Source organism: Actinomadura darangshiensis (assembly GCF_004349235.1).
Lineage (GTDB): Bacteria > Actinomycetota > Actinomycetes > Streptosporangiales > Streptosporangiaceae > Spirillospora > Spirillospora darangshiensis.
This window is the reverse complement of the sequence record NZ_SMKY01000329.1, coordinates 1-9,168: the sequence shown is the minus strand read 5'-3', so window position 1 is coordinate 9,168 and position 9,168 is coordinate 1. Positions and strand designations below refer to the sequence as shown.

At 72.1% G+C, this 9,168-nt stretch carries 9 protein-coding genes and 1 rRNA gene; 3 read left to right on the top strand and 7 right to left on the bottom strand.

Annotated features, from left to right (window positions below; translation table 11 throughout):
- Window positions 1-8: 8 nt before the first annotated feature.
- Window positions 9-125 (top strand): 5S ribosomal RNA (rrf, locus tag E1293_RS40095).
- Window positions 126-200: 75 nt separating this feature from the next.
- Here rrf and E1293_RS40090 read toward each other — a convergent pair.
- Window positions 201-1,178: an aldo/keto reductase gene (locus E1293_RS40090; RefSeq protein WP_341770245.1), complete on the bottom strand. Its 978-nt coding sequence runs from the start codon at window positions 1,176-1,178 to the stop codon at window positions 201-203.
- 102 nt (window positions 1,179-1,280) lie between these two features.
- On the opposite strand from E1293_RS40090, the gene E1293_RS40085 reads away from it, so the two are divergent.
- Complete coding sequence (locus E1293_RS40085) at window positions 1,281-1,925, top strand: TetR/AcrR family transcriptional regulator (RefSeq protein WP_207939379.1); 645 nt, start codon at window positions 1,281-1,283, stop codon at window positions 1,923-1,925.
- 4 nt (window positions 1,926-1,929) lie between these two features.
- Here the strand turns inward: E1293_RS40085 and E1293_RS40080 are convergent, their stop codons facing one another.
- From E1293_RS40080 to E1293_RS40060, 5 genes are all read right to left on the bottom strand, one after another.
- Window positions 1,930-3,582 (bottom strand): DNA repair helicase XPB, encoded by a 1,653-nt coding sequence (locus E1293_RS40080; protein ID WP_132204224.1) that lies wholly within the window; start codon window positions 3,580-3,582, stop codon window positions 1,930-1,932.
- Window positions 3,583-3,805: 223 nt separating this feature from the next.
- The gene (locus E1293_RS40075) at window positions 3,806-4,267 is read right to left on the bottom strand and encodes a hypothetical protein (RefSeq protein ID WP_132204222.1); all 462 of its coding nucleotides are present in this window, start codon (window positions 4,265-4,267) and stop codon (window positions 3,806-3,808) included.
- Window positions 4,268-4,375: 108 nt separating this feature from the next.
- The gene (locus E1293_RS40070; RefSeq protein WP_132204220.1) at window positions 4,376-4,780 is read right to left on the bottom strand and encodes a hypothetical protein; all 405 of its coding nucleotides are present in this window, start codon (window positions 4,778-4,780) and stop codon (window positions 4,376-4,378) included.
- 211 nt (window positions 4,781-4,991) lie between these two features.
- Window positions 4,992-7,358, bottom strand: coding sequence for a helicase-associated domain-containing protein (locus E1293_RS40065; protein WP_132204218.1), 2,367 nt, complete (start codon window positions 7,356-7,358; stop codon window positions 4,992-4,994).
- A 94-nt stretch (window positions 7,359-7,452) separates the two neighbouring features.
- On the bottom strand, window positions 7,453-8,070 hold the full coding sequence (locus E1293_RS40060; RefSeq protein ID WP_165978611.1) for a TetR/AcrR family transcriptional regulator: 618 nt from the start codon (window positions 8,068-8,070) through the stop codon (window positions 7,453-7,455).
- Window positions 8,071-8,279: 209 nt separating this feature from the next.
- Here E1293_RS40060 and E1293_RS40055 point away from each other — a divergent pair, with 209 nt between their 5' ends.
- On the top strand, window positions 8,280-8,762 hold the full coding sequence (locus E1293_RS40055) for a GNAT family N-acetyltransferase (RefSeq protein WP_243717284.1): 483 nt from the start codon (window positions 8,280-8,282) through the stop codon (window positions 8,760-8,762).
- On the opposite strand, the gene E1293_RS40050 is transcribed toward E1293_RS40055, so the two are convergent.
- Window positions 8,759-9,124: a hypothetical protein gene (locus tag E1293_RS40050; RefSeq protein WP_132204216.1), complete on the bottom strand. Its 366-nt coding sequence runs from the start codon at window positions 9,122-9,124 to the stop codon at window positions 8,759-8,761. The genes E1293_RS40055 and E1293_RS40050 overlap by 4 nt on opposite strands.
- Window positions 9,125-9,168 lie beyond the last annotated feature (44 nt).

Below are 9,168 nucleotides of genomic sequence, written 5' to 3'. Positions count from 1 at the left end.
GTTGGTCGTTCGGTGGTTTTGGCGAAGGGGAAACACCCGGTCCCATCCCGAACCCGGAAGTTAAGCCCTTCAGCGCCGATGGTACTGCATGGGAGACCGTGTGGGAGAGTAGGACACCGCCGGACTCATATTGCAGGATGGCCCCGCCGACACCGGCGGGGCCATTCTCATTTCTGGCTCATTCACTCTCCGACCGGGGCTTATCGATTCGCGACTCGGTCGGCCACGGAGCCGTAGACGAAGTTCCTGGTAGAGGCGATGAAGTCGTGCGGGAAGCCGAGCTCGATGGCGCCGGCTTCGTCCAGCCGCCGTAGCGCCTCGTCAGGAAGAGCGACGTCGGTCGCGGCAAGGTTGTCGGACAACTGCTCGAGACGGCGGGCCCCGACGATCGGGTGGACGGACGGCCGGTGCGCCATCGTCCAGGCGAGGGCGACCTGGGACGAGGTGACCCCGAGGTCGTCCGCGACGGCGTCGACCTCGCGGGCGATCGTCAGGTCGCGTTCGCTGACGTCGTCGCGGTCGGTTCGGCTGGGCCCGCCGTCGGAGCCGCGGGTGAACTTCCCGGTGAGCCGTCCGGCACCCAGCGGGGACCAGGCCGCGACCGACAGGGACAGTTCGTCCGCCATCGGCAGCAGTTCGCGTTCGATGTCGCGCTGGACGAGGCTGTACGGCACCTGGATCCCGATGAACGGACTCCATCCCCGCAAGGCGGCGAGCGTGTTGGCGCGGGACACCACCCAGGCCGGTGTGTCGGAGATGCCGACGTAGAGCACCTTGCCCGCGCGGACCGCGTCGTCGAGGGCGCGCATCGTCTCCTCGATCGGGGTGAGAGAGTCCCAGATGTGCACCCAGAGCAGGTCGATGCGGTCGGTGTTCAGCCGGGAGAGGCTCTGGTCGAGCAACCGCCGCAGGCTCTTTCGGTGGTTGCCGGACGCGTTGGGGTCCGCCGGGTCGAGCGTGAGCGTGTACTTGCTGCTCAGCACGAACCGGTCCCGGCGGGTGCGGAGGAGTTCGCCGACGATCTGCTCGCTGGCGCCGTCGGTGTAGTTGTTCGCGGTGTCGATCACGTTGCCGCCGGCATCGGCGTACATGTCGATCATCTTGCGGCATTCGTCGAGGGAGGCGCCCCAGCCCCAATTCTCGCCGAAGGTCATGGCGCCGAGAAACAGCTCGGACACGCGTAGTCCAGAACGTCCAAAAGTGCGGTAGTTCATCACAAGCTCGGAGCATACACTGTGTCTAGACAGTCCGTCTAGACACAGTGTCTATACATCGCGTCCATGGCGTTCGCTAGGGTGGCGCGCATGCCGCGCCGCCTCCAATCCGCCGACCGCGATCTGCGTGTTTCCATCCTCACCGCGACACGCGGACTCCTGGACGAGCGGCCGTTCGACCAGATCGCGGTCGCCGACATCCTCACCGCGGCCGGAATCTCCCGCGGCAGCTTCTACTTCTATTTCGAGAGCAAGCAGGACGTGCTGGCGGAACTCGTCCGGCAGGCGATCGCGGAGGGGCACGCGGCCTCGGAGTCCTGGCTCGGCCGGGGCCCCGGCGAGGACGACCGGCGGGCCGCCACCCGCAGATCCATCGCGGACGGCGCACGACTCTGGGCCGAGCAGGCGCCGGTGCTGCGCGCGATCGTGGAGAACTGGCGCACCGACCCCAAGCTCACCGAACTGTGGTCCGAACTGATGGCCGGTTTCACCCGGGTCACGGCCGAGCAGATCGACGCCGACCGCGCGGCGGGCGTCATCACCCACCGGGCGATCGATTCCGAGACGTTGGGGGCCACGCTCACTTGGCTGGGGGAGCGCCTCTACTACCTCGCCGCGCTCGGTCAGGCCCCCTTCGACGACCAGGAGAAGCTCACCGACGTGCTCACCCACATCTGGATGAGCGCCCTCTACACCCCCGAGCAGCCTTGAGCGCTCAGAAGTCGTCGCCCGCGAGGACGGTGTCGGCGTCGACGATGCGGTACGCGTAGCCCTGTTCGGCGAGGAAGCGCTGCCGGTGGGCGGCGTAGTCCTGGTCCAGGGTGTCGCGGGCCACGACGGCGTAGAAGCGGGCCCCCGCACCGGACGCCTTGGGCCGAAGCAGCCGGCCCAGGCGCTGTGCCTCCTCCTGCCGGGACCCGAAGGCACCCGACACCTGGACGGCGACGGACGCCTCGGGCAGGTCGATGGAGAAGTTCGCCACTTTGGACACGACCAGGACGTCGATCTCGCCGGAGCGGAACGCGTCGAACAGCCGCTCCCGTTCGCGGATCCGCGTCTCGCCCTTGATAACGGGGGCGTCCAGGAGCGCGCCCAGGTCGTCCAGCTGGTCGATGTACTGGCCGATGACGAGCGTCTGCTCGCCGCGGTGCCGGTCGACCAGCGCCTGGATGAGCTTGGTCTTGGTCTCGGTGGTGGCGCAGAAGCGGTACCGCTCCTCGGGTTCGGCGGTCGCGTAGGCGAGCCGCTCGGAGTCGGTGAGGGTGACGCGGACCTCGACGCAGTCGGCGGGCGCGATCCAGCCCTGCGCCTCCATGTCCTTCCAGGGCGCGTCGTAGCGCTTCGGCCCGATCAGCGAGAACACGTCGCCCTCCCGGCCGTCCTCGCGGACGAGGGTGGCGGTGAGGCCGAGGCGGCGGCGGGCCTGCAGGTCCGCGGTCATCCGGAAGATCGGCGCGGGCAGCAGGTGGACCTCGTCGTACACGACCAGGCCCCAGTCGCGCGCGTCGAAGAGCTCCAGGTGCGCGTAGGCGCCCTTCCGGCGGGTCGTCATGATCTGGTAGGTGGCGATGGTGACCGGCCGGACCTCCTTCTTCGTGCCGGTGTACTCGCCGATCTCGTCCTCGGTGAGGGACGTCCGCCTGAGCAGCTCCTGCTTCCACTGGTGGGCGGAGACGGTGTTGGTGACGAGGATCAGCGTGGTCGCCTGGGCGCGGGCCATGGCGGCGGCGCCGACGATGGTCTTCCCGGCGCCGCAGGGCAGGACGACGACGCCCGACCCGCCGTGCCAGAACGCGGAGGCGGCGTCCTCCTGGTAGGAGCGCAGCTCCCAGCCGTCCTCGTGGAGGGAGATGGCGTGGGCCTCGCCGTCCACGTAGCCGGCGAGGTCCTCGGCCGGCCAGCCGATCTTGAGCAGGGCCTGCTTGAGGGCGCCGCGCTCGCTCGGATGGACGGCGACGGCGTCCTCGCCGACCCGGTCGCCGATCATGCCCTTGATCTTCTTGGCCCGCATCACCTCTTCCAGGACCGACCGGTCGGAGGAGGAGAGGACGAGCCCGTGCACGGGGTCCTTGTCGAGCCGCAGCCGCCCGTACCGCGCCATCGTGTCGGCGACGTCCACGAGCAGGGCGTGCGGGACGGGGTACCGCGAGTACCGGATCAGCGTGTCGACGACCTGTTCGGCGTCGTGTCCGGCGGCGCGCGCGTTCCACAGCGCGAGCGGCGTCACCCGGTAGGTGTGGACGTGCTCGGGCGCCCGTTCGAGTTCGGCGAACGGCGCGATCTCCTTGCGGCAGGCGCCGGCCAGCTCGTGGTCGACCTCCAGCAGCAGCGTCTTGTCGGACTGGACGATGAGCGGACCGTCGGTCAAAGCAGTAGCCCCCGTCGGGTTTTCGGATGATGGATGCCTCGTCCGGACGCAGGGGCACCGCTGCCGCACGCTACCCGAGGCGCGCCACCGCGTCGCGCGTTCCGGACCGGAGACTCTAACAACCCGCATCGCCGCGTTATTGCCTCCGCGGACCCCGTCCGACCGGATGCCGCCTACCGGACGCCGCCGTCCGACCGGACGCCGCCGCCTTGCCGGATGCGGGTCAGATGCCGTCGGAGGAGCTGTAGTCCGGGTCGGAGGACGTGGCGCCGATGACGATGTAGATGATCACGACGATGACGCCGATGACGATGGAGGCGGCGAAGAGGCACCAGCTCCAGATCGTGAGCCTGCGGGCGGACTGCGGGTCGCTCTGGGCGCGGCCGAGGCCGATCGCGGCGGTGATGACGCCGGGGATGGCGACGATGTTGCAGCACAGCACGATCGCGACGGCGTTGCAGACGAGGGCGGCGATGGTGGAGCCGTTGCTCGCGGACCGGTACGGGACGCCCGGCGGACCGTACCCGTAACCCTGCTGGCCGTAGCCGGGCGGACCGTAGCCGGGCTGGCCGTAGCCCTGCCCGTGCTGTCCCTGCGGCCCGTACGCGCCGCCCGGGTCCCAGCCTTGGGAGCCGCCATAGGGGTCTTCCCAGCCCGACGGCGGACGCCCTCCGTACCCGCTCATCGGGAGCCTCCTCACATTTCGCCCAGTCACGCTATCGGTCGACCGGAGTGCAGAGTGCAGCGTAAAGGAGCGTTCGCCGGATCCGGCCGGTTTTGTCGCGGGAAGCCGTCAGATGCCGGACGTGGAGCCGTAGTTCGGTTCGGAGTTCACGAGGTAGACGATGTAGATGATCCCGATGATGATCCCGAAGAAGACCGAGAGGGCGTACAGCACCCAGCCGGCGATCGTCAGCTTCCGGGCGGACACGGGGTCGGTCTCGGCGCGGCCCATCGCGAGCGCGGCGACGATCGCGCCAGGCACGGAGAGGATCCCGCAGCACACCAGCACGCCGATGATGTTGCAGACGAGGCAGGCGATGGTGGAACCGCTGGCGGGGCGCCTGACCGGCACTCCGGGCGGGCCGTAGTCGTACCCGGGCTGCGGGCCGCCCGCGTACGGGGTCCCGGCATAGCCCTGCGATCCGTCGTACGGTCCCTGCCAGCCGGGCGGAGGGCTTCCCCCGTATCCGCTCACGGACGGTCTCCTCCCGGTCGGCGACGGCCTTTCCGGTTGAGACTCCGGCCGGGCGCCGGCGGTTCACACGAGTTGGGAAGCGGCCTGGCGCCTTGAACGGCCTGGCGCCTTGAACGGCCTCGCGCCTTGAACGGCCTCGCGCCTTGAACGGCCTCGCGCCTTGAACGGCCCGGTGCCCGATGCGGTCCGGTGCCCGATGCGGGCGGGGGTGCTATGAGGCGGCGTCGTCGTCGAGTTCGGAGACGCCGGTGATGCGGTGCAGGGCGAAGCGGTGCACGGCGGCGCGGGTCGCGTCGTAGCCGGTGAGGAAGCCGCCCTCGACGCGGACCGGCTCGACGATGCGGCTGGACGCCTGGCCCTGCTGGTCGAGGTAGCCGATCCAGACGCGGCCGCCGCGCTCGACGGCGGTGCGGAGCCGCTCGATGGTGGCCATCGCGGGCGAGCGGGGCGGCTCCCCGGACGGGGCCTGCCGGGCCTGCTCGGCGCCGTGCAGGGCGGCCTCGTCGCCGGCGCGCAGGGCCCGCACCGCGGCGAAGATCATCGAGTCGTCGGTGCGGGAGTCCGGGCGGAGCCGGACGATCTCGGCGGTCGGCGGCGGGTCGGCGCGCTGCGCGTCCGGCCGGGTCACGATCACGCCGCCGCCGGGCGCCTCGGCGACGGGGGCGAGGCCCATGCCGCGGAGCCCGTCCAGCAGGTCGGCGCGCTGCAGCGCGGACGCGAGGACGGTCGGGGCGAGCCGGTACAGGCGCAGCGGGTCCGCGCGCCGGTCGGCGAGGATCTCGTCGAGGGTGGCGGGCGAGTCGGACCGGACGTAGGAGGTGAGGGCGCCGACGCGCAGGTGGCCGTGCCGGCGGGCCACGTCGTCGATCAGGTAGGTGAGCGGCTGCGGCAGCGGCGTCGCCGAATGCCGGGTGAGGAGGTCGGTGACGTCGGCGGCGGTCCGGCCGGCGTCCAGGGCGCGGCGGACCGACTCGGGCGTGAACCGGTAGACCGTCGCGCCGCCGGTCGACTCGACGTCGGCGGCCAGCGCCAGTTCCCTGGCCAGCTCGGTGACCAGCGGGCCGGGCGCGATCGCGGTCAGGTCGGCCTGGATGAGGATCTCGTCGACGGGCGCCGGGAGGTACTTCTCCAGGGCCGGCTCGGGGTCGTCGCCGGCGAGCAGGTCGCGGGCGAACGGGGCCAGCTCGCCGAACCCGGTGAGGCCGAGGACGGCGGCCTCGCGGAGCGTCCAGCCGAGCAGCCGGTCGCGGGTCGGCCCGCCCCGGCGCGGCCGAAGCCAGCCGAGCCGGGTGCCGAGCGAGCCCTCGTCGACGACGATGCCGCGTCCCGCGCTCGCGAGGACGTCGAGGATCGCCCGCCGGGTGGACGGGGCGCTGCTGCGCACCATCGCCTCGCTGAGCGCGTTGATGAGCCGGTCGCGGTCGTCGCGTTCCCCGGCGAGCCCGGCGGCGCGGTCGGACTTGAGCCAGCCGCGGGCCAGCTCCGTCCAGCGGCCGGCGGTGTCGCGCATGAGCCACAGGTCGTAGGCGGGGGTGGGCAGCCATTCGCCGTCGAGGTCGCCGCTGCGGGTCAGCAGGCCCGCCGCGTAGGCGATGTCGACGAGCAGCGCGGCCTGCCATTCCGGGACGTCCAGGAGCGTCGCCGCGGCGCGCAGGTCGCGGACGGCGAGGCCGCCGCTGCGCAGGACGGGCGGCGGGTCCAGCCCCCAGCGTTCGAGGAGTTCCTCGGTGAGCCGGACGGCGCTCGCCGCCTCGCCCGCCGCGGTGCGGACGACGACGTCCTCGCGGCGCGGTTCGGCGGCCGGGGTGAGCGGGGGCGGCTCGGCGGGGACGTCCCGGAACAGGAGGCCGCCGCGCAGGTGCAGCGCGATCTCGCGGGGGAGGGTGACCGTGCGGTCGTCCTCGGCGGCGAGGAGGCCGCGGGCCAGCAGCCGCTCGATCGGGGTGGCGGCGGTGTCGATCCGGACGGGGCGGCGCGCGTCGGCGACCCGGCCGACCGGCGGACCCCAGGCGAGCTGGTCGAGGGCCGCCCGCGCCTCGGGCCCGGCGTCGCCGATCAGGGCGGCGGGGTCGCTCAGCAGCTCGGCGAGTCGCCCGAGCAGTCGCGCGGAGTCGGCGAACCCGCGCGGCGCCTCCCCGGCGAGGTCGGTGACGAGGTCGGTGAGTCGCTCGGCGGGATAGCTCGCGAAGACCTCCTGGATGGGCGGCCCGAGCCCCGCCGCGTGCGGCAGCGCCTGCCGGACGCCGGGTGCCGTGGCCGGCGTCTCGTCCCCCCAGGCGAGCCCGAACCGGCGGAGCGTGCCGAGCGCGCCGGCGGCCTGGCCGGGGGTGGCGCCGAGGGCGGTGGCGAGCGCGTCCGGCCCGGCCGGTGCGGGCAGGACGAGGAGCGCCTCAAGGATGGCGAGGGTGAACCGGTCCAGCCGGTCGAGCGCGCGGGACACGGCGGCGGGCGTCGCGGCGCGGGCGGCGAGGGCGGTCAGGTCGGCCGGGACGGGGGCGAGCAGTTCGGGACGCGCGGACAGCAGCGCACGAAGCTCACCATCGCCTCGTGCGCGCAACCAGTCCGCATACGTCTCCATGCCGTTCCCCAACCTTATGTCGCGTGCACGCCGCAGGTGCGCGGGGCTCCAGGGTAGAAGCCCGCGCAGGGTGGGGAATCCGTGCCACCGCAGGTCAGCCGGTCGGCGTGCGCTCCAGGTGCACCAGTCCGAGGCCGAGCCGGGCCCAGCTCTCCACGAACCGCCGCTCGTCGATGCGGGTCGGCGGCTCGTACATCGACTCGTTCGCCAGCCAGTAGTTCACCACGGCGCCGCCGAGGATCGACGCGACCGCGGGCCAGTCCTCGTCCGAGCCCTCGAACTCCGGCTGCGTCGACAGCCAGGTCGCGATCCCGTCGTACAGCGGGTTGACGATGCCCTCGCGCATCTCCGCGACCAGGTTCGGGAACTGGTCGAGGTCGCGGAACAGCACCCGGATCAGGTCCTGCTCCTCGCGCATCTTCGCCAGCCCGGCCTGGCACGTCATCTGCAGCCGGATCTCCAGCGGACGGCCCTTGTAGGAGGTCGAGTGGTCGAGGACGTCGCTTATCTGCCGGCGGGTCCGGTCGATGTGCTCGCGGATGGCGGAGGCAAGGACCTCCTCCTTCGACCGGAAGTGCCGGTAGAGGCCGCCCGCGCCCGGGGACAGGCCGGCCGCCGCCTCGATCTCCGCGACCGACGTCGCCGCGTAGCCCCGGTCTGCGAACAGCCGGAGCGATTCGGCCACGATGCGCTCGCGCGTAGATGTCGTCATGGTGATGAATTCCTCCGGAAGAACAGTAAGGCATGTTCGCGCGGCGCGGCCCCGCCTCGCTCCCGGCGCGCCCGAATCCGCGTCGCCTCCGGTGCGCCGGAGGCGCGGCGCGCCCGAATCCGCGATGCGGCTCGCGGCGGGGCGGCGGCGACTAGAGTTCCATCGTCCGCGCCCCGTCGCCGGAAGGGGCGTCGTCGGAAAGGTCGGCGATGTTCAAGTCTCCGCGGAAGGCGGCCGACGGGGCCTTCCTGCCCGAGGACTTCGTGGTGCCCACCCTGGTGGCCGGGCCCGACTTCCAGATCCGCCCGATCACCGTGCACGACGTGGTCAAGGACTACGGCGCCGTGATCGGCAGCCTGGACCGGCTGGCCGGCCGGTTCGGGCCCGAGTGGGGCTGGCCCGACCACGAGTTCACCTTCGAGCAGGCCCTGATCGACGTCGCGTGGCTGCAGAAGCAGGGGCAGCTGCGCCGCTCGTTCAGCTACGTCGTGACCACGCCGGACGGGGAGCGGCAGCTCGGCCGCATCCACGTCGCCCCGTCCGACGAGCCGGGCGCCGACGCCGTCGTGGTCTTCTGGGTGCGCGCGGACGAGGAGAACTCCATCCTGGACAAGGAGCTGGAGGAGTTCGTCCGCACCTGGGTGACCGCCGCCTGGCCTTTCAACGAGGTCCGCTTCCCGGGCCGCGACTAGGCCAGCCGGCGGACGAGGCCGACGAGGATCCGGCCGACCACCAGGTAGACGAGTGCGGCCAGGCCGTAGTTGACGGCGACCTCCGTCTTGCGGTTCTCGGGCTGGAAGACGTCCTTGAACTGCCAGCACAGGTCGGTGGCGCGGTCGCCGAACCAGCGGACGAGGTCGTTCGCCGTGTTGGCCTCGAACGCCACGAACACGATGTGCACGGCCAGGACCAGCACGACCAGCGTGGTGACGACGGAGATCACGGTGGCGACGACGCCGACGGTGCGGCGGCGGGCCGCGGCGGCGCCGGCCGTGAGCCGCCGGGTGCGCGACGCGCGGTGGCCGCCGCCCGGTTCGGTCTGGGTCTCTGCCATGTGCGGCCTCCTTGCACCGGGGCGGGGCTGATCGTCCTTGGGGT